Source organism: Aeromonas sp. EERV15 (genome assembly GCF_900079845.1).
GTDB classification, from domain to species: Bacteria; Pseudomonadota; Gammaproteobacteria; order Enterobacterales; family Aeromonadaceae; genus Aeromonas; species Aeromonas sobria.
The window spans coordinates 1-448 of the sequence record NZ_FKKY02000145.1; the positions used below are offsets into that span (position 1 = coordinate 1).

Here is a 448-nt window from a genome sequence, read left to right on the forward strand (position 1 = left end):
AGGAGACGTTCGTCCGCGCCTACCAGGCCCTCGGCCGCTTCGACGGGCGGAGCGAGCCTTTCACGTGGCTCTATCGCATCGCCGTGAACCTCTCGCTCAACACGATCCGCGCGCGCAAGCCGACACGGGACGCCACGTCCTCGGACGATCCCCGCGTCGAGAGCCTCTTGCGCGAGACGCGGCTCACGTTCGGTGGTGATCCCGCGACGGCCTCTCAACAGAAGCAGCTCGCCACGGCGCTCTGCGATGGCATCGATGCCCTCTCGGACACGCTCCGGACGACGCTCATCCTCGTCTGCATCGACGGCGTTCCTCACGAGGAAGCGTCGAAGATCCTGGGCTGCCCCGAGGGGACGGTGGCCTGGCGCGTTCACGAAGCGCGACGCAAGCTCCGTGAGTACCTCGCGGGGCGGGGTTTTGGAGGCGAAGCCGTATGAACCTCACCGGC

General features: G+C 67.6%; 1 protein-coding gene. It reads left to right on the forward strand.

Annotation, left to right across the window (positions count from 1 at the left end; all coding sequences use genetic code 11):
• On the forward strand, positions 1-437 hold a 437-nt coding region (locus tag BN4575_RS22945; protein ID WP_068979577.1), incomplete at its 5' end, for an RNA polymerase sigma factor.
• Positions 438-448: the final 11 nt, after the last annotated feature.